Origin of the sequence: Pseudomonas sp. SIMBA_067, assembly GCF_046534675.1 — a bacterium.
Lineage (GTDB): Bacteria > Pseudomonadota > Gammaproteobacteria > Pseudomonadales > Pseudomonadaceae > Aquipseudomonas > Aquipseudomonas putida.
Window position 1 is genome coordinate 1 of sequence record NZ_JAWRYH010000824.1, and the last position, 256, is coordinate 256.

Below are 256 nucleotides of genomic sequence, written 5' to 3' on the forward strand. Positions count from 1 at the left end.
GCTGTTGTTTGACCGGGCGTCGTTGGCGTATTTCCGTGAGGCAGTCCTGGATGCGATGGATGAATTCGAGGGTGGGCTGATCGAGTTGGGCGCGTTGCTGGGCGAAGTGCTGGCGCAAGCCTAAAGCTGCACCAACCGTTCACGCAGGAAGTCGACAAACCCCTGCACCGGCCGCGCCACCTGCCGGTGCTGCGGGTACACCGCCGACAGCTGCAATGACGGAGGCGTCCACGTTTCAAGCACACTGAGCAGCCGC

2 pseudogenes are annotated in these 256 nt (G+C 62.9%); one reads left to right on the plus strand and one right to left on the minus strand.

The window, feature by feature from the left end:
• Positions 1 to 124: pseudogene (locus tag SB765_RS31505) on the plus strand (sarcosine oxidase); the annotation flags it as partial.
• On the opposite strand, the pseudogene SB765_RS31510 reads toward SB765_RS31505, so the two are convergent.
• Positions 121 to 256: pseudogene (locus SB765_RS31510) on the minus strand (LysR family transcriptional regulator); the annotation flags it as partial. The pseudogenes SB765_RS31505 and SB765_RS31510 sit on opposite strands and share 4 nt — an antisense overlap.